Source organism: Micromonospora sp. CA-248089, assembly GCF_050948515.1.
Lineage (GTDB): Bacteria > Actinomycetota > Actinomycetes > Mycobacteriales > Micromonosporaceae > Micromonospora.
Window position 1 is genome coordinate 734382 of sequence record NZ_CP192016.1, and the last position, 19623, is coordinate 754004.

The 19623-nt window shown below is 72.4% G+C and carries 23 protein-coding genes and 1 tRNA gene; 11 read left to right on the forward strand and 13 right to left on the reverse strand.

Annotation, left to right across the window (positions count from 1 at the left end; all coding sequences use genetic code 11):
• The first annotated feature begins 7 nt into the window (after positions 1-7).
• The 6 genes from ACQP26_RS03700 (at position 8) to ACQP26_RS03725 (ending at position 4491) form a co-directional block, all read left to right on the forward strand.
• Positions 8-997 (forward strand): UTP--glucose-1-phosphate uridylyltransferase, encoded by a 990-nt coding sequence (locus tag ACQP26_RS03700; protein ID WP_269702412.1) that lies wholly within the window; start codon positions 8-10, stop codon positions 995-997.
• On the forward strand, positions 994-2307 hold the full coding sequence (locus ACQP26_RS03705; RefSeq protein WP_135243213.1) for a molybdopterin molybdotransferase MoeA: 1314 nt from the start codon (positions 994-996) through the stop codon (positions 2305-2307). The genes ACQP26_RS03700 and ACQP26_RS03705 overlap by 4 nt, the downstream gene beginning before the upstream one ends.
• A complete protein-coding gene (locus ACQP26_RS03710; RefSeq protein WP_433494952.1) occupies positions 2304-2945 on the forward strand; it encodes a GNAT family N-acetyltransferase in 642 nt (213 codons plus the stop codon). Before ACQP26_RS03705 ends, ACQP26_RS03710 begins: the two co-directional genes overlap by 4 nt.
• 169 nt (positions 2946-3114) lie before the next feature.
• Complete coding sequence (sepX, locus tag ACQP26_RS03715; protein WP_269702409.1) at positions 3115-3897, forward strand: divisome protein SepX/GlpR; 783 nt, start codon at positions 3115-3117, stop codon at positions 3895-3897.
• A gap of 190 nt (positions 3898-4087) precedes the next feature.
• Positions 4088-4161: transfer RNA gene (locus ACQP26_RS03720), tRNA-Ala, on the forward strand.
• 120 nt (positions 4162-4281) lie between these two features.
• On the forward strand, positions 4282-4491 hold the full coding sequence (locus tag ACQP26_RS03725; RefSeq protein WP_281579073.1) for a hypothetical protein: 210 nt from the start codon (positions 4282-4284) through the stop codon (positions 4489-4491).
• Between the two features lie 32 nt (positions 4492-4523).
• Here the strand turns inward: ACQP26_RS03725 and ACQP26_RS03730 are convergent, their stop codons facing one another.
• The 5 genes from ACQP26_RS03730 to ACQP26_RS03750 all read right to left on the reverse strand — a co-directional run bounded on the left by ACQP26_RS03730 (position 4524) and on the right by ACQP26_RS03750 (position 7702).
• Positions 4524-5219: a proteasome protein gene (locus ACQP26_RS03730; RefSeq protein WP_269702384.1), complete on the reverse strand. Its 696-nt coding sequence runs from the start codon at positions 5217-5219 to the stop codon at positions 4524-4526.
• 155 nt (positions 5220-5374) lie between these two features.
• Positions 5375-6157 carry a methyltransferase domain-containing protein gene (locus ACQP26_RS03735; RefSeq protein WP_269702383.1) on the reverse strand — a complete coding sequence of 261 codons (783 nt, stop codon included), beginning with the start codon at positions 6155-6157 and terminating at the stop codon, positions 5375-5377.
• Positions 6158-6212: 55 nt separating this feature from the next.
• Complete coding sequence (locus ACQP26_RS03740) at positions 6213-6692, reverse strand: SRPBCC family protein (protein WP_269702382.1); 480 nt, start codon at positions 6690-6692, stop codon at positions 6213-6215.
• Positions 6689-7036, reverse strand: coding sequence for an ArsR/SmtB family transcription factor (locus ACQP26_RS03745; RefSeq protein ID WP_364773394.1), 348 nt, complete (start codon positions 7034-7036; stop codon positions 6689-6691). The genes ACQP26_RS03740 and ACQP26_RS03745 overlap by 4 nt, the downstream gene beginning before the upstream one ends.
• A gap of 27 nt (positions 7037-7063) precedes the next feature.
• Positions 7064-7702, reverse strand: coding sequence for a DUF1963 domain-containing protein (locus ACQP26_RS03750; RefSeq protein ID WP_433494953.1), 639 nt, complete (start codon positions 7700-7702; stop codon positions 7064-7066).
• 125 nt (positions 7703-7827) lie between these two features.
• On the opposite strand from ACQP26_RS03750, the gene ACQP26_RS03755 reads away from it, so the two are divergent.
• A complete protein-coding gene (locus ACQP26_RS03755; RefSeq protein ID WP_433494954.1) occupies positions 7828-8577 on the forward strand; it encodes a hypothetical protein in 750 nt (249 codons plus the stop codon).
• Positions 8578-8602: 25 nt separating this feature from the next.
• On the opposite strand, the gene rox is transcribed toward ACQP26_RS03755, so the two are convergent.
• From rox to ACQP26_RS03770, 3 genes are all read right to left on the reverse strand, one after another.
• Entirely contained in the window at positions 8603-10030 is a 1428-nt protein-coding gene (gene rox, locus ACQP26_RS03760) for a rifampin monooxygenase (protein WP_433494955.1), read from the reverse strand.
• 112 nt (positions 10031-10142) lie between these two features.
• Positions 10143-10409: a hypothetical protein gene (locus tag ACQP26_RS03765; RefSeq protein ID WP_433494956.1), complete on the reverse strand. Its 267-nt coding sequence runs from the start codon at positions 10407-10409 to the stop codon at positions 10143-10145.
• A gap of 39 nt (positions 10410-10448) precedes the next feature.
• Positions 10449-11387 carry a helix-turn-helix domain-containing protein gene (locus ACQP26_RS03770; RefSeq protein WP_433494957.1) on the reverse strand — a complete coding sequence of 313 codons (939 nt, stop codon included), beginning with the start codon at positions 11385-11387 and terminating at the stop codon, positions 10449-10451.
• A gap of 94 nt (positions 11388-11481) precedes the next feature.
• On the opposite strand from ACQP26_RS03770, the gene ACQP26_RS03775 reads away from it, so the two are divergent.
• The 3 genes from ACQP26_RS03775 to ACQP26_RS03785 all read left to right on the forward strand — a co-directional run bounded on the left by ACQP26_RS03775 (position 11482) and on the right by ACQP26_RS03785 (position 15702).
• Positions 11482-12492: a saccharopine dehydrogenase NADP-binding domain-containing protein gene (locus ACQP26_RS03775; protein ID WP_433494958.1), complete on the forward strand. Its 1011-nt coding sequence runs from the start codon at positions 11482-11484 to the stop codon at positions 12490-12492.
• 133 nt (positions 12493-12625) lie between these two features.
• On the forward strand, positions 12626-14728 hold the full coding sequence (locus ACQP26_RS03780; protein ID WP_433494959.1) for a cellulase family glycosylhydrolase: 2103 nt from the start codon (positions 12626-12628) through the stop codon (positions 14726-14728).
• Between the two features lie 110 nt (positions 14729-14838).
• Positions 14839-15702, forward strand: a complete 864-nt coding sequence (locus ACQP26_RS03785; protein ID WP_269702370.1) for an alpha/beta fold hydrolase — start codon at positions 14839-14841, stop codon at positions 15700-15702.
• Positions 15703-15708: 6 nt separating this feature from the next.
• Here ACQP26_RS03785 and ACQP26_RS03790 read toward each other — a convergent pair whose 3' ends face one another.
• The 5 genes from ACQP26_RS03790 to ACQP26_RS03810 all read right to left on the reverse strand — a co-directional run bounded on the left by ACQP26_RS03790 (position 15709) and on the right by ACQP26_RS03810 (position 19156).
• A complete protein-coding gene (locus ACQP26_RS03790; protein ID WP_433494960.1) occupies positions 15709-16173 on the reverse strand; it encodes a hypothetical protein in 465 nt (154 codons plus the stop codon).
• Between the two features lie 63 nt (positions 16174-16236).
• A complete protein-coding gene (locus ACQP26_RS03795; protein ID WP_269702368.1) occupies positions 16237-16428 on the reverse strand; it encodes a general stress protein CsbD in 192 nt (63 codons plus the stop codon).
• 98 nt (positions 16429-16526) lie between these two features.
• Positions 16527-17243, reverse strand: coding sequence for a VOC family protein (locus ACQP26_RS03800; RefSeq protein WP_433494961.1), 717 nt, complete (start codon positions 17241-17243; stop codon positions 16527-16529).
• A gap of 132 nt (positions 17244-17375) precedes the next feature.
• Positions 17376-18425 (reverse strand): hypothetical protein, encoded by a 1050-nt coding sequence (locus ACQP26_RS03805; RefSeq protein WP_433494962.1) that lies wholly within the window; start codon positions 18423-18425, stop codon positions 17376-17378.
• Between the two features lie 74 nt (positions 18426-18499).
• Positions 18500-19156 (reverse strand): 4'-phosphopantetheinyl transferase family protein, encoded by a 657-nt coding sequence (locus ACQP26_RS03810; RefSeq protein WP_433494963.1) that lies wholly within the window; start codon positions 19154-19156, stop codon positions 18500-18502.
• Between the two features lie 126 nt (positions 19157-19282).
• On the opposite strand from ACQP26_RS03810, the gene ACQP26_RS03815 reads away from it, so the two are divergent.
• Positions 19283-19558, forward strand: coding sequence for a hypothetical protein (locus ACQP26_RS03815; protein WP_269702362.1), 276 nt, complete (start codon positions 19283-19285; stop codon positions 19556-19558).
• Positions 19559-19623: the final 65 nt, after the last annotated feature.

Sequence of the window (19623 nt, forward strand, 5' to 3'; positions counted from 1 at the left end):
TCGCGACATGTCGGAGCACTCAGCGAACCCCTCAGCGGCCCACGGTCGCTCCCGCGCGGTCAAGGCCGTGATCCCGGCCGCCGGCCTGGCCACCCGGTTCCTGCCGGCCACCAAGGCGGTTCCCAAGGAACTGCTGCCGGTCGTCGACCGGCCGGTGCTGCAGTACATCGTCGAGGAGGCCGCCCAGGCCGGCATCGACGACATCCTGCTGATCACCGGTCGCGGCAAGACCTCGATGGTGGACCACTTCGACCGCCGGCCCGACCTGGAGGAACGGCTCGCCAAGAAGCCCGAGCTGCTGGCCGAGGTCAAGCGCACCGAGGAACTCGCCGCGATCTACACGGTCCGCCAGCCGGAACAGCTCGGCCTCGGGCACGCCGTCGGGTACGCCGAGTCGCACGTCGGCGACGCGCCCTTCGCGGTGCTGCTCGGCGACGAGTTCGTCAAGCCGTCCGAGCCCCTGCTGCCGGCCATGCTGGAACTCCAGGCCCGCACCGGCGGCGTGGTGCTCGCGTTCTTCGAGGTCGACCCGGCCGAGACCAGCCGCTACGGCATCGCGTCGGTCGAGCCGGCCGAGTCGGAATACTCCGACATCGCCGAGGTCGTCAAGGTCACCGGCATGGTGGAGAAGCCCAGCCCGGCCGACGCCCCCAGCAACCTCGCCGTCCTCGGCCGGTACGTGCTCCCCGGGAAGATCTTCGACGCGATCCGGCGTACCGAGCCGGGCAGCGGCGGTGAGATCCAGCTGACCGACGCGATGGAGCTGCTGCGTACCGAGGGGGTGCCGGTGCACGCCATCGTCTACCGGGGCACCCGCTACGACACCGGCATGCCGCTCGGCTACCTCCAGACCGTGGTGCAGATTGCCGCCGAGCGGGAGGACCTGGGCGCCGAGTTCCGCAAGTGGCTGGCCGAGTTCGTCAACAAGGGCGACGAGACGGTCACCGCTGCGGTCCTCAACGGCATCCGCGACGCGTCCGGCGGTGCCGATACATGACCGCGACGGCCGACGCCGAGGCGGCCGCGAACGAGTTGACGCCGCTCGCCGACTACCTGGGCAGTGTGCTGCGCAGGTTACGCGCGCTGCCTCCACTCGACCTCGACCTGACCCAGGCGTACGGCAACGTGCTCGCCGAGGACGTGGTCGCCCCGCACTCGTACCCCGCCTTCGACCAGGCGGCGGTGGACGGGTACGCCGCGCGCTGGGAGGACATCTCCGGTGGGAGTCGGGGGCCGGGCTACGTCCCGGCCCCCTCCGGTATGCCCGGCGGCCGCAGCATCCGGCTCAACGTGGTCGGTGACCTGGGCGCTGCCAGCTGGCGGCCGGTGCGGCTCACCCCCGGCTCCTGCTTCTCGGTGGCGGCCGGCGCGCCGCTGCCGATCGGCGCCGACGTGGTCGTCCCGGTGGAGTGGACCGACCAGGGCATGGCCGCCGTCGAGATCTTCCGCGCCCCCAAACGGGGGTACGGCCTGCGCCGCGCCGGGGAGGAACTGGTCGCCGGCACGCTCCTCGCCCGCGCCGGCGCGTACGTCTCCCCGGCCCTGGTAGCGGTGTTCGCCGCCACCGGCATCGGGCACGTGGTGGTGCGGCCCAGCCCGCGCGTGGTGATCGTGGCGACCGGCGACGAGCTGGTGGACGTGGGCCGGGGCAGCCAGCCCGGCCAGGTGGTGGACACCAACTCGCACGCGCTGACCGCGGCAGCCGCGGAGGCGGGCGCGCTCGCGTACCGGGTGGGGATCTGCGACGACGACCCGGAGGCGCTGCGCGGCCTGCTGGAGGACCAGACGCTGCGCGCCGATCTGATCATCACCACCGGCGGCACCGGCACCGGCCCCGGTGACATGGTCCGCCGCATCCTGTCGCGGCGCGACGGCGGCCGGGCCGGGCCGGTCACCTTCACAGAGGTGGCCCTCTATCCCGGAACGGCTCTCGGGTTCGGTACGGTCGGCGCCGAGGAGGTGCCGGTGGTGTGTCTTCCCGGTGAGCCCGGCGCGGCGCTGATCGGCTTCGAGGTGCTGGCCCGACCGGCCATCCAGCTGCTGGCCGGCGCCGAGCCGGTGTTCCGGCCGAGCGTCCGCGCGCACCTGCTGGAGACGGTCTCGTCCCCGGTCGGGCTGCGCGAGTTCCGGCCCGCGCACGTGGCCGAGCGACGCGGCGGCGGGTACACGGTGCAGCCGCTCGCCGGGGGCCCGTACACGCTGTCCGGCCTGTCCGACGCGAACGGCCTGCTGGTGCTCGGTGAGCGGGTCACCACGGCGGCCGCGGGGTCTACCGTGGATGTGCTCCTGTTGGACCGGCGCCGGTGAGGTTCCGGCGGGCGCCGGGGTGGCCGGCGGTGCTGGTGGACGGTCCGGTGGTGCTGCGGCCGTACCGGCGTTCGGACGCCGTCGCCTGGTCGGAGATCCGGCGCGCCAACCGGGATTGGCTCGCGCCGTGGGAGTCCCATGTGCCCGGCGGCTGGTACGAGACAAATTCCCCTGCTGCGTTCCGCCTGGTGCACGCCGACCAGCGCAAGTCCGCGCGTACCGGTGAGGGCATGCCGTTCGCGGTCTGCCTGCGCGAGGACGGCCGGGAGCGGCTGGTCGGTCACGTCAACATCGGCAGCATCGTGCGGCGGGCGTTCTGCTCCGGGTACGTGGGCTACTGGGTGGACTCCAGGGTGGCCGGTCGCGGCGTGATCCCGACCGCTGTGGCGCTCGCCGTGGACCACGCGTTCGGGCCGGGCGGCCTGCACCGGATCGAGGTCAACATCCGGCCGGAGAACACGCCGTCCCGGCGGGTGGTGGAGAAACTCGGCTTCCGCGAGGAGGCCTATCACGTGCGCTACATGCACATCGACGGCGCGTGGCGCGACCACATCGGATACGCGATGACGGGCGAGGAACTCGTCGCCGAGGGCGGCTTGCTGGCGCGGTGGCACCGCGTACGTGACAACCGCCGCTGAGGCGAACGCCCGGCGCGGCGCACTGTGAACCGGGTCGGCGGCCCGTAACCTCAAGTAACTGCAAGCTGCGGCAAGCGCTGCCCGCCCGCACGAAGTGCGCCGTAAACGACGGCCGACGGAAGAAGTTGCGGCGGGCGGCGCTAGCCGGCGAACTTTGGTGACGGGAGGGGTGAGGGTGCCCACGTCGGTGCTCCTCGCCGTCCTCGCCGCCGCCGGTCTGCTCGCCCTCGCTCCGGCGCTGGTCCGCCGGTACGACGCCACCGAGCGGCTGGTGGCGGAGCGGGCGCAGTCGACGGCGCGGGTGCTCCAGCGCCGGCGTCGTCGGCGCACCGTGCCCGGGCGGCGACCGCTGCACCCGCCGCGCTCCCTCGTCGTAACCCTCAGTGAAGACTCCGACACGGGTGGTCTCGCCCGGCCGGTCTCCGCGCCGCCGCTGCGTCTGCGCTCGGGGCGACTGCGGCCGGTCTCCGCGGTGCCGGCCCAGTCCCGCCGACGGCACCCGCCCCGGCGGCGGCACACCCCGGCGATCTACCGCCGGCGCCGGGTGCTGGCCGCACTGCTGCTGCTCAACCTGGTCGAGCTGGGCGGCGTGGTGCTCGTCGGACCCGGGTTCTGGATCAGCGTCTCGGTCACCGGCGCGCTGCTCGTCGCGTACGTCGTACACCTGCGGCAGCGTGCCCTGGCCGAGCGTCGGCGGCGGCGCGCGGACGCCCGCGAGGCGGCCTGGCTGGCCGCCCGCCAGGCCGAGGTGCGCCGCGAGCAGGCCCGGCGCGCGGCGGCCCGGCGGGAGGCGCAGCGCCGGCTGGCCGCCCAGCGCGAGGCGGTCCGGCGTACGGCGATGGGGCTGGACCGCCCGGCCGACCTGCCGCCGGCGGCGAGCGGCGGCTCGGTGTCCTACCGGCGGGCCGGTGGCCTGCGCGGGCGCCCCTACCAGTCCGGCCGAGGCGCCTGACCCCCTCACCTGCCTCGCGAGCGTGGGCCTGGTGGCGATCTTGGAGGAATTGGGCCCCTCTGGGGGCCACTTGCTTCCAAGATCTACGGGGGCGGTGGGTCGGTTCGCATCGCGGGGCCGCGACCTGTTAGCCTTGTCGCCGGCCCACCCGGTGAAAGCTGGGTGGGACCGACGCCGGTTCGCCGGCGGAGGGGCTGTGGCGCAGACCGGTAGCGCACCTCGTTCGCATCGAGGGGGTCAGGGGTTCAAATCCCCTCAGCTCCACCCAGTTCAAAGGCCGTTTCCGCCAGTCGGAGACGGCCTTTTTCGATCGTGCGGGGCAGCCCACCGAAACCACGTGCACTGCTGGCTTGGCTCTCTTCGGCGCACAACAGGGGAGCACACATGCCCAACGTGGCCCTCATCTCCGGACCGGTCGTCGACCTGGCCTCCGCTGCGTCGGCTCTGGCAGACGCCCTCGCCCTGCAGGTCGTCAGCGCGGGCAATGTCTTCCGTCAGCACGTGCAGCAGCAGACTCCGCTGGGCGTTGTCAGGGCAACCCTGGACGGGCCGCACGCGCTATCACCTGGGCGCGCGCGGCCCTTGCTCCGCTGACGTTCCGAACCCGGCCGCCCAACACGCCGCCGTCAGTCGAACAGGCCGTCGAGCGCCTTCTGTTCCAGGTCGCGCCAGCGCTCGGCGTCCTTCAGCGCCTTGGCGATCTCCTTCTCGTCGAGGTGGTGGGCGCCCTCCTCGCGGATGCACGCCACACTGAACGGCCCGCCGACCGACGGCGAGGTCCGCTCCAGCGCCTCCAGCACCCGCACCACGCCCACCACGCCGTACTCGACGGTGCGCGTGGTCATCCGGAAGTGGGACAGCAGCGCGCCGGCCTGCTGGGCCATGGGCGCGCCGGAGCCGATGGCGTGGAAGCCCACGTCCTCGTAGCGGCCGATGAGCCCGTTGGGGTTGATCTCCACGATCCACGGCCCGCCCTGGCTGTAGCCGGCCGCGAGCAGGTACGCCGACACCCCGCCGCCGCTGCCCTCGCCGGGCACGTCCGGGATGTAGTTCTCGTAGTGCTTCTTGAAGACGGGCAGGACGCGCTCCTGCAACTCGTCGCCGATGTCCGGTGCTTCGAGGATGGCGGTGGCCGAGTCCTGGAGAAGGGGGCGCAGGTCGTTGAGTACCCCCCGCGCGCCGCTGCCGCCCCAGGCGGCGCAGTCGCCCAGGGGGTGCAGCTTCTGGGCGGGGAAACTCAGACCGCGATCGCTCTCGGTGATCTGGGAGTCCGCGCCGATCACCACCCCGTCTTTGCAGACAACGGCGAGTACGACGGTCATATGGTCCTCCTGGGCAGGGGTGCGGGGTAAGGCGCGAGGTACCCGGCATCCCGTTCGCCTACACCCCGGCAGGTGTCGGCCCGCTCACTGCCCCACGAAGGCGGGTCAGTGTGTCCGAGGTCTCGGGGCGGTCGCTGCCGTGGCCGACGTCCGCCTCAGGTGACGGTGGCCGCGGTGAGGAAGAACGTGACCGCGTAGGTGAACCGGCCCGCGTCGACGGCCTCGTCGAACTGGTCTTCGAACGAGCGAGCTTCGCCGGGTTCGAGTACGCCGCGCTGAGCCGCTGTGGCGGCCCAGCTGCGCAGGCCCAGAACGTTGTCGGCGGCGGCCGGGTCGCGAACCAGCAGCGTTCGGGGTTCGACGGTGACGTCGGTCAGGCCAAGCGTGGCGAGAATGCCGGCATGCTGGTGGGCCAGGGTGCCGTTGCGGAGGAGGACGTCCGCCCGGAACCGCAGCACACGTCGCGCCAGATCCTGGTCGGCGATGTCGAGCACCTGCGTGTCGTAGTCGGGGTCCGCGAGGACGATGCGGCCACCCGGCCGGACGACCCGGACGAGTTCCCCGATCGCGGCACGGGGATCGGCGAGGTGTTGCACGGTGCGGTCGGACCAGGCGCCGTCGAAGGAGTCGTCGAGGAACGGCAGTCGGTGGGCGTCGGCGACGGCGCATTGCGTCAAGCCGCGCGCCTGCATGGCGGCAGCCATGGTCGCGGCGCGGTCCACGGCGACCACGCCGGCGTCGTGTTCGTCTCGGAGGCGGGCCGCGCTCGCCCCGGTGCCCGCACCGACCTCGACGTAGCGCCGGCCGGGCACCGGATGGAGCAGCTCGCGGACCCGATGCTGATATGCCTGGTAGAAGGGCTCGTCGGCGAGGCGGTCGAGCACGCCGACCCACGAGTCCGGGTCTGACTGCCGGTCGACGTCGGTGAATCCGTGCACGATCCGGAGCCTATTGCGCCGCGTCGGCTCTTGCGGCAACGGCGCAGGGTCTGCGCTATCTCGCCTCGGTGAACAGGTCGGCGTAGCGGTTCAGGTACAGCGGCCAGCCCTCGTCGTGGCCGACGCCGTCACGAACCGACTCCCAGCCCGGACCGTGCCGGTCCAGGTTGCGGTGCTCCAACTCGACCCGGGTCCGCTGCGGTGTCTCGGCGACGAACCGGACCTCGACCTCGCTGGCGTTGTCCAGATCCTGTTCGAGCTGCCATGCCGGGCTGATGTCCCAGCTGAAGACGAGCCGGTCCGGCGGCTCGAAGACGAGGATCCGCGCCCAGGCGCACTCACTGCCGTCCTCGGCGCGGTCGTAGATGTGCCCACCGACCTTCGCCTCGAACACCGTCTCCGCGATCGGCGACGACAGCAGGTTGTGCTCCTTCGGCTTGAAGTCGCCGAACCGCTCCGTGAACACCGCGAAGGCGCGCTCGACCGGCGCGTCGACCACGATCTGCCGCCGTACCACCGCATCCGTTCCACTCATGATTCCTCCTCGTCAGGGCGCTCGGCGACGTCCTTGAAGCCGTCCAACGCGCGGCTCCAGTAGGTGTCGAGCTGATCTCGTAGGGCGGCCACGCCGGCGGGATTGAGCCGGTAGACACGCTTCGTGCCCGCGGTGCGGTCCGTCACGAGGCCGGCGTCCTTCAGCACCCGCAGATGCTGCGACACCGCCGGCCGGCTGACCGGCAGCACCGCGGCCAGTTCGCCGACCGCCCGCGGCTGCTCCGCGAGACACGCGATGATCGCCCGCCGTGTCGGGTCGCCCAGGGCGTCCCACCCGTCCTCGGTTCGGTAAGTAGCCACGAACGGTAAGCTACGGCTAACCATTGGCGTTCGTCAAGCTGGAAAAGCGGGTCACTGTTGCCACAGGAACGCCGCCGTCGAGCACGGCCGGCAGCGGAATCCGTACCCGCAGCCACCGCCACCGAAGTTGAAGCCGGTGCGGTGATCGTGGCCCTCCTCCAGCTGGACGACGAACGACATCGGCAGAGCGCAGGCGGGACAGGTGGGTGTCTGGTCGAACTGGAGCCACGCCGGCAGGCCGCCGAGTTGACCGAGGACGTCTCGCAGCGGTCGGCCGGACGCACTGCGCCAGCGTTCGCGCGCCTCGTCGTAACCGTCGGAGTCCTGCATCGGCGCGTACGTGACGGCGGACGTCTCGGCCACCAGGACGGTGTCGCCGGAGGGCACGGCAGACGGAGCCAACGCCCCGAGGGGGAAGACGAACGCGCGATTGCCGCCGGCTGTCGCATCCCACTCGTCACACAGGCCCGGATCGTTCTGGCACATGAAGACCGACAAAAGTTCGTTGTCGGCCGCGTCGATGTCGTCGAGCCGGACCTGGGCCAGGAACTGCATCGGCCCGTCGCACTCGCCGCACAGTGGCCAGTCGAAGCCCGCGGGCACGAGCGGAACACCACCGGTACGCGTGCCGGGCGCATCCGGCGCCGTGTCACCGCTGTAGATCATCAGAACCGTCACGCGGCGCAGCATAGGGGAGCGCGGAGGCGCCCCCGGCCCGTCCGGCAGCCGGCCCGCGGCCGGCGGCCGACTGGAGTCACGTCCGTTGGTAACCTGACGCGTCCCGTACGACAGATGGAGTCTGCCCGGTGCTCAGGATGGTGCTGCGGTGGATGGCCGCGACGGGCGCGGTCTGCGTGATCGCCGCGTGCGGACCCTCGACTGCTGGTCCAGCGGATCGTTCGGCGGACGAAGCCGTTAACGCCACGACCCCGGCGACCGGCGCGCCCACCACCGGGAATCCGTCCGCGATTCCGGCGACCGGTGGCGCCGGCTACTCCGCGTCGTTGTCGGCGCGGCTGGTGACCACTGACGCGCTGCCACCGGGATTCACCGTGGAGACCGCGACGGTCATGGCCCCGGATGCGGGCCGGCAGCGCCCCGGCCCCGAGGTGCCCTGTGCGGACATGATTCCGCTGTTGTCGGCCAAGCGGCTGACCGGTACTCCGTCGGCGATGGCCGCTGCCACAGTCAGCTCTGCCGAGGGCCCCGACTACCCGTGGGTGGCGAACGAAGTCCTCCGGACGTACGCCGACGACGGCGCCCGAGGGGCGATGGCGGACCTCCGGACGTTCATCGGCCGGTGCCCCACCGTCGCGTCACCGGGCCAGGACGGAGGCAGCTACCGTTTCGCGGTGGTACCGGGGCCACGACTGGGCGACGAGAGCATGCGTGTCGACTCCAGCACGAATTCCGGATCGGTCACCCTGGGATGGGACAGCATCCTCGTCCGGGTCGGCTCCACCCTGGTGGTCGTTCAGGAGCAGGGCAACGAGCCCGGTGGCGACGATCACCTCACCCGACTCGCCGAAGCCGCGCTCCGCAGCTACCAGACGACCGGACCCTGAGCGCCCTCGGGCGATCGGTCGCAGCTCACCGCGTCGCGCCGCCGAACCACCGGGTCAGCGCACCCTCCAGCGTCCGCTGGTCGTCGCCCGTCCACACCACGTGCCCGTCCGGCCGCAGCAACACCGCCGGCACGTCCAGCTCGTCGCCGGTACCGGCGACGAACCCGACCCGGTCGGCCCAGCCGTCCACCGACAGCTTCCCGGTTCCGTCGAGCAACAACCCGCCGCCGGTACGCATCAGCTCGTACAGGCGTCCCCCGCGCAGCGGTACGTCGCGCAGCCGCCGCCCGAGCAGGGCGTGCCCCTCGCCGACGTCGTACCGGACGCCGATCGCCGTGACCTTCTCGATCAGGAAGCGGTTGACCTCGTCGAAGTCCATGAGCTGCGTCAGCACCTCACGCACGGCGTGGGGTCCCGGCTCGTTCGTGGTCAGCAGCATCTGCGCGCGGGTGTTCGTCAGCACGTCGGCGGCGACCGGGCGCCGCTCGGACTCGTAGGTGTCCAGCAGGTCGTCCGGCGCCCAGCCGTTCACCGTCGCCGCCAGCTTCCAGCCCAGGTTGAACGCGTCCTGGATGCCCAGGTTGAGCCCCTGCCCGCCCAGCGGCGGGTGGACGTGCGCGGCGTCGCCGGCCAGGAACACCCGCCCGACCCGGTAGTGCTCGGCCAGGCGGGTCGCGTCACCGAACCTCGACAGCCAGCGGGGGGAGTGCACGCCGAAGTCGGTGCCCGCGTACGCGGTCAGTTGCCGTTTGACGTCGTCGAGCGTCGGCGGCACCGACGTGACGTCGGCCGCCGGTACGACCACCCGGAACACGCCCGGCCTGCCGGACGGTCCGAGCCCGAACCGCTTCTCGGTGCGGCGTACCTCGGTCATGATCCTGGTGATCTCGTCCGGCGGCGCTGTCACCTCCATCTCGCCGAGCAGCGTGTCGATCGTCGACGGCTCGCCGGGGAATCCGACGCCGAGCAGCTTGCGGACCGTGCTGCGCCCGCCGTCGCAGCCGACCACGAACCGCGCGCGCAGCGGTGGCGCGCCGGCGTCGTCGAGGTGGACCGTCACGCCGTCGTCGTCCTGCTCCAGCCCGGTGACCGCACGGCCGCGCCGGATCTCGGCGCCGACCTCGGCGGCGTGGTCGGCGAGCAGCCGGTCGGTGAGCGTCTGCGGGATGCCGAGGACGTACGGGTGGGCGGTGTCCAGGTCGGCGGGCGCGGGCTTGTCGATGCCGGCGAAGAAGCCCCGGATCGGGTGCGTGCCGCCGTGTTCCAGGAACCGTTCCAGCAGCCCGCGCTGGTCCATCACCTCGATGCTGCGGACGTGCAGCCCGAGCGAGCGCACGTACGGCGGCGGTTCGGCGTCCCGCTCCAGCACGAGGACGCCGACGCCCTGCAGGCGCAGCTCGCTCGCCAGCATCATGCCGGTCGGCCCACCGCCGACCACGATCACGTCGAACACACGATCCCCCGTGCCGGGTGTGAGGCGACCGTCCCGTCGGGCGGCACGAACCGACCATAGCCCTCGGGCCGGAACGCCCGGGCCCCGTAGGGCAGGCAGACGGCAGATTCGTTCAGGCCGCCCGGCGTCCGCCGCGTCCGGCGAGCTTCGACAGCAGGACGAGGGCGCCACCGCCGATGACGAGACCGACGACCGCGAAGGCGAGCGTCTGCAGCAGCCAGTGGGTCCCGCTCAGCAGCGACATGGCCAGCCACACGCAGAGGAAGGTGGTCGGCACCGACAGGGCCAGGGCCAGGACGATCGCTGTGGTCCGCTGCCCGCTGGTGGCCGCCGGGTAGGTGTTCCACCGGTTCTGCATCGATCGGGTACGTCGATCCATGACACCTCTGCTACCCGGCGGGACACCGCGGCAACCCGGTCAGCCGCGGCGGAACGTCCGGCGGTAGGTGTCCGGCGGCACGCCCACTGTGCGCTGGAAGTGCCGGCGCAGTGTCGTCGCCGTACCCATGCCTGATGCCTCCGCGACGGCGTCGATGCTGTCGTCGGTGTTCTCCAGCAGTTCCTGCGCCCGCCGGATGCGCTGCGTGGCCAGCCAATGCGACGGCGTGGCGCCGGTCGCGGCGGTGAAGTGCCGGACCAGGTTGCGGGTGCTCATGTTCGCCCGGCGGGCCAGGTCCGCGACGGTGAGCGGGCGGTCCAGCCGCGCCATCGCCCAGGGGAGCAGCGCGGCGAGCGGGTGGTCCTCGCGGGCCGGGACCGGGGTGGTGACGTACTGGGCCTGACCGCCGGCGCGGTGCGGCGGCACCACCAGGCGGCGGGCGACGGCGTTGGCGACAGTCGAGCCGTGGTCGCGGCGGATGAGGTGCAGGCACAGGTCGATCGCGGCGGCCTTCCCGGCGGAGGCGAGCACGTCGCCGTTGTCCACGTAGAGCACGTCCGGGTCGACCCGCACGCGCGGGTAGCGGGCGGCGAGCGCGTCGGTGTGCGCCCAGTGGGTGGTGGCGCGCAGCCCGTCGAGGACGCCGGCGGCGGCGAGCACGAACGCGCCGGTGCAGAACGAGACCATCCGGGCGCCCGCCCCGTGCGCGGCGCGGACCGCCTCGACCAGGTCGGACGGCGGCTCGGCGTCGGTGTCCTCGATCGCCGGGACGATCACCGTGTGGGCGCGGGCGAGGTGGTCCAGCCCGTGGTCGGGCGTGACCGCGAACCGGCCGACGCCGACCGGGTCGGGACCGCAGACCACCAGGTCGTACCAGGGGTCGGCCAGGCCGGTCGGGTCGCGGACGAAGATCTCGCAGGCCGCTGCCAGCTCGAAGTGCAGCATCCCGTCGGTGGCGGCGAGCGCGATCAGGGTCATGTCCGAAACTGTACGGGCATTGGCGTTTGCGACACTGGCCCGGCCCTCGGATCCCGGCGAGGATCATTCCAGTCGATCTTCGAGGGGGAGTGTCATGCAGGTGGCGGTGTTCGGGGCGTACGGGCACACCGGACGGTTCGTGGTGGCGGAGCTGCGGGAGCGGGGGTACGAGCCGCTGCCGGTGGGACGTGACACCGGGAAGCTGGCGGCGGCGTTTCCGGGGACGGAGCAGCGGGTGGCGTCGGTCGACGACCCGGCCACGCTGGACAAGGCGCTGGCCGGGGTGGCGGCGGTGGTCAACTGCGCCGGACCGTTCGCCTCGACCGCCGGGCCGCTGATCGAGGCCGCGATGCGGGCCGGGATCCCCTACGTCGACGTGGCGGCCGAGATCGAGGCGAACCGGGACACGTTCGCCGACTACGCCGAGCGCGCCGAGGCCGCTGGAGTCGCTGTGGTGCCCGCCATGGCGTTCTTCGGCGGGCTCGGGGACCTGCTGGTCACCACCGCGACGGGGGACTGGACGGCGGCCGACGAGGCGCACGTCGCGTACGGGCTGAGCAGCTGGCACCCGACGGCCGGGACGGTCGCCTCCGGCGTCGTCTCGCGCGAGCGCCGCGACGGCCGGCGGGTCCGCTTCACCGGCGGGCGCCTGGTGTACGCCGACGGCGACCTGCCCCGGCGGGACTGGGAGTTCCCGGCGCCGCTGGGCGTGCGGCCGGTGCTCGGGGAGTTCACCATGGCCGACGTGGTGACGGTGCCGAGCCACCTGGACATCCCGGAGGTGTGCACCTACATGACCGCGAACGCGGCGGGGGACCTGGCCGCCGGGGACGCTCCGGCCGCTGTGGACGAGCGCGGCCGGTCGGCGCAGACGTTCACCGTCGACGTGGTGGTGCGGTCGGGTGACGTCCGTCGGCGGGTGGTGGCCCACGGGCAGGACATCTACGCGATCAGCGCGCCGCTGGCGGTCGAGGCGGTCCACCGGATCCTGACCGGGCGGACGCGGGCGACCGGTGTCGCCTCGGCCGGGCGGATCTTCGACGCGCCGGACTTCCTGCACGCTCTGTCGGCGCACCTCACCGTCGAGACGCGGCCGGCCGCCTGACGGGCCCCGACGGGTTGCCGCATCTACGTCTGCCGATTGACAATGTTTAGATTCCAAACTTACTCTCGCGCTGGGCGGGTGCGCGCCCCGCCTTCCCCGTCCACGCGCCCCACCCCACCACGAAGGAACCACCATGTTCCGCTCTCCCCGTACCGCCCGATTGCGGGTCGGCCTGGTCGCGGCGACCGCCGCCACGCTCGTGACCGGCACCGCCGTCATGGCGACGAACGCCCAGGCGGCGGCCGGTTGCCGCGTCAACTACACGACCGCCAGCCAGTGGCCCGGCGGTTTCACCGCGAACGTCGACGTGACCAACCTCGGTGACCCGATAAACGGCTGGACCCTGCGCTGGACGTTCCCGTCCGGCCAGCGGGTCACCCAGGCGTGGAGCGCCGACGTCACCTCCTCCGGCGCCGACGTCACCGCCACGAACGTCGGCTACAACGGCGCCATCGCCACGAACGGCAGCGTCTCGTTCGGCTTCAACGGCTCCTGGACCGGCACCAACGCCGCGCCCACCGCGTTCTCGCTGAACGGGGTCGCCTGCACCGGCGGTGTCGTCGGGACCACCGCGCCGGCCACCACGCCCCCGGTGACCACGCCGCCGCCCACGACTCCGCCGCCCACCACGCCGCCGCCGGCCGGCAACGCCATGGCCGCTGTCGCCGCCATGCAGCCCGGCTGGAACCTCGGCAACTCCTTCGACGCGGTCGGCGCAGACGAGACCGCGTGGGGCAACCCGCGTGTCACCGAGGCGCTGCTCGACAACGTCCGGGCGCAGGGCTTCAACAGCATCCGCATCCCGGTGACCTGGAGCAACCACCACGGCGCCGCGCCGAACTACACGATCGACGCGGCCTGGCTCAGCCGGGTGCGCGAGGTGGTCGGCTGGGCGCTCGCCGACGGCTTCTACGTGGTGCTCAACATCCACCACGACTCGTGGCAGTGGATCAACACGATGCCCACCGACCGGACAGGCGTGCTGAACCGCTACAACGCGCTCTGGACCCAGATCGCCGCCGCGTTCAAGGACTCCTCGCCGAAGCTGACCTTCGAGAGCGTCAACGAGCCGCAGTTCACCGGCAGCTCCGGCGACGCGCAGAACGCCACGCTGCTCAACGAGCTGAACACCTCGTTCCACCGCATCGTCCGCCAGTCCGGCGGGAACAACGCCACCCGGCTGCTGGTGCTGCCGACCCTGCACACCTCCGCCGAGCAGGCCCGGGTGGACGAGCTGGTCAGCACGTTCAACACGCTGAACGACCCGAACCTGATCGCCACCGTGCACTTCTACGGGTACTGGCCGTTCAGCGTGAACGTCGCCGGGGGCACCCGGTTCGACGCCACGGTCCAGCAGGACCTGACCGACCAGTTCGACCGCGTCTACAACGCCTTCGTCACCCGCAACATCCCGGTGATCATCGGCGAGTACGGGCTGCTCGGCTTCGACCGGCACACCGGCACCATCGAGCAGGGCGAGAAGCTGAAGTTCTTCGAGTTCCTCGGCCACTACGCGCGCAGCCGCAAACTGACCACCCAGCTCTGGGACAACGGCCAGCACTTCGACCGGACGTCCTTCGTCTGGAAGGACCCGGAGCTGTTCGCGCAGATCAAGTCGAGCTGGACCACCCGCTCCGGCACCGCGTCCAGCGACCAGGTGTACGTGCCGCGTACCGGCTCGATCACCGCCAAGAGCCTGACGCTCAACCTGAACGGCACCACGTTCCAAGGGTTGCGGCAGGGCACCACCGACCTGGTCAACGGCACCGACTACACGGTCTCCGGCAGCACCCTCACGCTCACCGCGTCGGCGCTGACCCGGCTGGTCGGCTCCCGCGCGTACGGGGTGAACGCCAACCTCCAGGCCCGCTTCTCCGCCGGTGTGCCGTGGCGGATCAGCATCATCACGTACGACCCGCCGGTGCTGTCGAACGCGACCGGCACCACCGCCGCGTTCACGCTCCCGGCGCAGTTCCGCGGCGACCAGCTCGCCACGATGGAGGCGAAGTACGCCGACGGCAGCAACGCCGGACCGCACAACTGGACCTCGTACAAGGAGTTCGACGTGACGTTCGCGCCGAACTACACCGGCAACACGATCGCGCTGAAGCCGGAGTTCTTCGCCGAGGTCAACGACGGGCAGCGGGTCACCCTGACGTTCCACTTCTGGAGCGGCACGAAGCTGACCTACTACGTCACCAGGTCCGGCAGCACCGTCACCGGCACGGTGAGCTGACGGCAACGGCACGGCTCGCGGCGGTGGGCGTCGACACCGCCGCGAGCCGCGCCCGGCACACGTTTCCGCAGGACCGATGAGTTTTCCGGCCGGCGCCGGTCGACACAGGCATGAAGACGCTCACTCTGCAGACGCCCGAGGTCGACCTCGTCTACGACGTCCACGCCCCCACGGCGGCCGAGACCGGGCACCGTCCCCTGTTCATGATCGGCCAGCCCATGTGCGCCGACGGCTTCACCACGCTCGCGTCGTACTTCCCGGACCGCACCGTCGTCACGTACGACCCGCGCGGGCTCGGGCGCAGCGTCCGCAAGGACGGCCGCGGCGACGACGTGCCCGAGGTCCAGGCCCGGGACGTACGCGACATCATCGAGGCCCTCGGCGCGGGACCGGTGGACATGTTCGCCAGCAGCGGCGGCGCGGTCACGGCGCTCGCCCTGGTGGCCGCGTACCCGGACGCGCTGGCCACGCTCGTGGCGCACGAGCCACCGCTGATCCAGGTGCTGCCCGACGCCGAGGCTGCCCGCCGAGCCACGGCCGCCTGCCAGGAGGCGTACCAAAAGAGCGGTTGGGGCGCGGGCATGGCGGCGTTCGTGGCCATGACGTCGTGGCGGGGCGAGTTCACCGACGAGTACTTCGCCCAGCCGCTGCCAGACCCGGCCGCGTTCGGCATGCCGACCGAGGACGACGGCAGCCGGGACGACCCGCTGCTCTCCGACCGTGCGGCGGCGGTCACCCGTTTCCGGCCGGACGTGGACGCGCTGCGCGCGGCGCGTACCCGGGTCGTCGTCGCGGTGGGCGAGGAGTCGGCGGACACCCTCACCGGACGCACGTCGGTGGCCACGGCCGAGCTGCTCGGCGGGAAGGCCGCGGTCTTCCCCAGCCACCACGGCGGGTTCCTCGGCGAGGGGATGGGCTACGCCGGGCAGCCGGAGGCGTTCGCGCGCAGGCTACGGGAGATCCTCGACGCCTGATCGAGTTCAGGCCCGGCGCACCTCGGTGAGCATCGCGGGGTAGGGCCCGGCCGGTGTGCCGGGCCCGGCCTGGTCCGCGGGGACGACGTTCTCCATCCGTAGCCGCAGGAGGGCCGGGTCGGCGGTGTCGAGGACGATCCGCCACTCCCAGCCGCCGCCGTAGCCGGCGCTCAGCTCGACCGCCGCCGCGCCGCCCGCCGTGCCGGCGAGCGTCATCGGCGTCGGCTGCTGGTGCCACGAGTCGCCCCACCAGGCGACGACCGAGCCCGGCCGGTCGCCGGCGGCGATCACCAGCAGGCCGTCCTGCGGGCCGTCGTCCGGATGGGCCCACGAGTACGACACGGTGGTCAGGTGACCGCCGGCGGCGGTGGCGACGGTGAGCGCGGCCGGCGACTCGGCGAGCGGATCGGCGGGCATCAGCCGGAACCCGTTGGTGCCGGCCCAGGCCCCGGTGACGTCGGTGAGAACCATCGCCCCAGGATAGGAACCACCCCCGACACCGCTCCTCCACACAAGATCTGTGGTGGCGCCGGGTCAGGTGGAGAAGTTGTCGTCCGCGTCGCGGGCGTCCGCCTGGATGTGCTCGCCGGGGCGCTTGCCCCGGATCTCGTCCTGTTCGCGTACCCGGTCCGCTTCGGCGTGTTCGTCCTGGTTCAGGTCACCGAGCCGGGCCCGGGCCGGACCGGCCAGGTCTTCCAGGTCGTTCCTCGCGCGCTCGACGCTCATGCCGCCTCCCCGGATCGTCGCGTGGCGGCGCTCGCCGCCTGCCGCGTCGCGTCCCCGCTGACCCGGACGGCAAACCGCCGCCGCCGATCCGGCTGACGTCATGCGGGTGGCAGGCCGGCGATCAGGTCCTCGGCGTGCCGCAGCGTGTCGGCCAGCGCGTCGCGCGCACCGTCGTCCAGCGGGATCGAACGGGCCTGCCGCACCAGCTCCCGCGCGGACTCCGGCTCGTCGAGTTGCAGCGCCAGCTCCGCCCGGTAGACCAGCGCCTCCACCCGGACGGCCGGGTCGTCGTCGGGCTCCGGGCGGCCCAGCGCGCCGTCGAGGATCCGCGCGGCCTGCGCCGGATTGCCGCGCGAGTCGCCCTGCACCACCGCGTTGTGCAGCGTACGGGCCAGGCCGCCCCTGTCGTCGGTCTCCGGCGGGGCGGCCCGGCCGACGAACCGGATCCAGTTGCCGCCGGGGTCGACGATGCTGAACCCGAAGTGACCCTCCTGGTTGCGGCGGGGCCGGGGCCGGGTCATCCGGGGTACGCCGGAGACGAGCACCTTGCCGTACGTGGCACGCATGCCGTCGGCGAAGGCACTGTGGATGTCGACCAGATCGTCCACCAGGACCAGGCAGGAGCCGTACGAGTCGGCGGGATCGAACTGTGGCATCCCGAAGAAGTGCAGGTGCAGGTCCTCCCGCCGCAGCGTCACGTACGGGTTCGGGCGTTCCTGCCGGTACGTGACCTCGAAGCCGAGGGCCTGGTAGAAGGGCGCCACGTCGTCCACAGAGCGGCAGGGCAGCAGGGGAATTGTCATCTCGTTCGCCATGCCCCGAGCCTGGCGAACGAGAGCCGTCATGCGCCCATGGAAATGTCCGAACGGCTGTCGGCGCCGTCCGAACGGACACGGGGGGCCGGTCCGCTGCGGACCGGCCCCCCCCCGTGCGGGGTCACGTGTGGGTCAGGGCTTCCAGGAACCGGCGGGACGGAAGAGATGCCGGTACTCGACGACGCCGTTCTGGTCCTTCACGTCGAAGATGAGCTGCCCGCTGCGCTTGGAACCCGCGGGCAGGTTGGTGCCCGAGGTCATGAGCTTGCCGCAGCCGGAGAAGGCGCCGCCGATGCCGCTCTCCTCGGTGCCGTCCGCGGCGACCCAGGTGAAGTAGAACGGGTTGATCGAGCCGGTGCCCTCGACGATCTCGGCGGTCACGTCGGCGATCAGGAACATGCCGTTCTTCGGCCCGGGCATGACCTCACTGCAGGCGGCGTTCCGGGTCCGGAAGTTGCCGACGGTGATCTCGATGGTGCCCCGGTCGTCGTTGACGGACAGTTTCTCGCCGGCCGGCAGGTTGAACGTCTTGCCGTCGGAGTTGCCCGGCGACGTGTTGGCGGGCGCGCCCGTCGGGGCGGCAGTGGTCGGCTGGCCGTCGGTGACGCCCGGGGTGGGCAGCGAGTCGATCGCATCCTGCGTCTTCTGCGCGCCGCTGTAGATGGCGAAGATGCCGCCACCGCAGCACAGCAGCAGCAGGATCACGGCGACGACGCCGATCGTGATCCAGACGTTCTTGTTCGACTTCTTCGCCGGCGGCCCGAACGGCGCTCCCGGCGGCGGCGGGTACGCGCCACCACCCGGCGGCGGGTAACCGCCCGGAGGCGGATAGGCGCCCGGCGGCTGGTACGCCCCACCCGCCTGCGGGTACCCGGACCCCGCCTGCGGGTACGTCCCGCCCGGGGGCTGGTACTCGGACCCGGGCGGCGGGTACGCGCCACCCGGGGGCTGGTACTCGGACCCCGGCGGCGGGTACGTACCGCCCGGGGGCTGGTACTCGCTGCCCGGCGGCGGGTAGGGCGCCCCGGACACCGGCGGCTGCGGCGGACCGGAGACGGGCGGTGGCGCGTACGGGCTGTCCGGCGCCGGCGGCATCGGTGCGGTGGGGAACGCCTGCGTCGGCGGTTCCGGCGGCTGCTGGTTCGGGTCCGGTGACCCGGATGGAGGCTGAGGGTGGCTCACCGTACTCCTAGGGGCGCCTTTGGATTTTCAGTCGCAACGACGGTACCGGCAGGGGGCAACCGGCCGGTGGTGCCTCATCGGTGTGGCAGGACGGCAGCGGTGCGGACCAGGTCGTCGTCCACGGCGAACCGCCCCGTCACCGCTGACGGCGGATCCGGCACCGGCGCGGCGGCGAGCCGGGCCGGTGCGATCTCGGCGTGGAACGTGCCCGCCTCCGGGTCAAGCGTGACGCGCGCGTCGGCGAAGCCCAGCCACGTTCCGACGAGCGGGTGCCAGACCTTGTAGACGGTCTCCTTCGCGCTGAACAGCACCGTCGGCCAGGGCGTGCCGGACGGCAGCCGGGCCAGGTCCGCCTCCTCGTCGGGGCGGCACACCTTTCGTCGTACCCCTGGGGAGAGCGGCCGGTGGCGCTCGGCGTCGATGCCGACGGCGCGCACGTCGGCGGCCCGGGCGGCGGCCGCGGCGCAGTAGTCGCGGGTGTGGGTGATCGCGCCGACCACGCCGCGCGGCCAGATCGGGGCCCGGTCGGCGCCGGCGGGTACCGGCGTGGCGGGCAGGCCGAGCGCGGCGAGTGCCCGGCGGGCGCAGACCCGCCCGGCGGTGAAGTCGCGGCGACGGCCGGGCACCGCGCGCTCGCCGAGGGCCGCCAGCTCGGCCGGGAGCAGGTCACCGGCCCAGTCGGCCGGCCCGGCCACCGCCACGGCGACCACGGCCGGAAGCAGATCACGCACGAGAGGTGGATGACGGGGACACGCGGTGAACGTACCGTAACGGTGGGGCGTGCCGCGGCGCTGAAGGAACGTTGCGGGGAGGCAACCGGTCCATCACCACCATTCCTGACTCGGAAGGAGCGGCCGATGACGCCTGGCGCGGAGGTTTCGGGGAGTACCGACGGCGAGCACGTGCCGGTGACCCCGGACTGGACCTGCGGCTCGTGCGGTGACGACTGGCCCTGTGCCACGAAACGTCATCACCTGCTGCGCGAGTACCAGGTGGACCGGGCGTCGTTGAGCGTCTATCTCGGATCCTGCCTCGCCGCGGCGACGCAGGATCTGCGCTCCGTGCCGGTCACCGCGCTCCAGGACCGGTTCATCGGCTGGGTGCCGCGCGGTCCGCGTATCGCCGAGGCGTGAGCGCGTCCGGTGGCCGCCGCGTCGGGTTCGCGGCGGCCACCGGCTGCGGTCTCAGGGGCGGCGGT